Annotated in this window: 1 protein-coding gene; it reads right to left on the minus strand. The window is 64.3% G+C overall.

Going from position 1 to position 824, the window contains the following annotated elements; all coding sequences use genetic code 11:
• Window positions 1-824: beta-ketoacyl synthase N-terminal-like domain-containing protein (locus AC3WR5_RS33470; protein WP_492490114.1), on the minus strand; the 824-nt coding region annotated here is incomplete at both ends.

Raw genomic sequence — 824 nt, forward strand, 5'->3', positions numbered from 1 at the left:
CTGGAATGCAGGCTGGGCGCGATCTGGCGGTGCTTGAGTTGCAGCAGGACTTTGGTGACGCCGGCAATGCCGGCGGCGCTTTCGCAGTGGCCGATGTTGGATTTGGCCGAGCCGATGGCGCAGTACTGCCTGTCGCTTGTCCATTGGCCGAAGGCTTTGGCCAAGCCTGCGATCTCGATGGGGTCGCCCAGGCTGGTGCCCGTGCCATGGGCTTCGATGTAGCTGATGTCCCGCGCGTCGATGCCGCCGTCTCTGAGTGCGCGCTCTATGACTTTGGCTTGCGCGTTGGGGTTCGGGACGGTGTAGCCGTTGGTCTTGCCGCCGTGGTTGATGGCGCTGGCTTTGATGACGCCGTAGATGTGGTCACCGTCGGCTTGCGCTTGGGCCAGGGGCTTGAGCAGGATGGCGCCCACGCCTTCTCCAGGGACGTAGCCTTCTCCGCCCTGGCCGAAGCTTTCGCAGCGGCCTTTGCCGGAGATGAATTTGCCCTGCGCGAGCATCAGGTATTTGTTGGGGTGCACCGAGACGTTGACGCCGCCTGCAACCGCCACGCTGCAGTTGCCTTGCCGCAGGCTCTGGCAGGCCAGGTGGATGGCGGTGAGCGAGGACGAGCACATGGTGTCCAGGGCCAGGCTGGGTCCGCTGAAGTTGCACCAGTAGGAGATGCGGTTGGCAATGGAGGCGGGGCTGTTGAAGACGGCCAGGTTGTGGCCCCGGGCTTGTTCCTGCGCGCCGTAGAGTTGGTATTCCTCGTACATGACGCCGACAAACACGCCGACGTTCTGCTCCGCAGCGACGCTGTCCCGGGTGTAGCCGGCGTCTTC

The sequence above is a fragment of the Ideonella sp. FW305-24 genome, from assembly GCF_058788035.1.